We start from the raw sequence: 281 nt of genomic DNA on the forward strand, positions 1-281 counted from the left end.
TCACGTGTTATCTTTTTCTCTTCCTTTTTCTTTTGTTTATTGGGTTTCTTAGACATAGAAGGTCGCCCCTTTGGTTTTGCATTCAGGCCTTCTACTCCCTGTTCATGAAACTCTTTCGTCCAGCGTTTGATTAAGGAAGGGTTGTTCAATTTAAAATGAACAGCGGTTTCTAAATAAGAAGCACCTGTGGTTAACATAAATTGTATCGCACCTAATTTAAATTGAACAGAGTACTCCTTTTTTGTTTTTCTTCGTTTTAACCCATCAATCCCCTGAAACTT

The 281-nt window shown here is 36.7% G+C and carries 1 protein-coding gene; it reads right to left on the bottom strand.

The window, feature by feature from the left end; translation table 11 throughout:
- Positions 1-281, bottom strand: a 281-nt coding sequence (locus GH754_RS20150; protein WP_153730272.1) for a helix-turn-helix domain-containing protein, incomplete at both ends; no start/stop codon positions are given.

It is taken from the genome of Salinibacillus xinjiangensis (assembly GCF_009649735.1).
Taxonomy (GTDB): Bacteria; Bacillota; Bacilli; order Bacillales; family Alkalibacillaceae; genus Salinibacillus; species Salinibacillus xinjiangensis.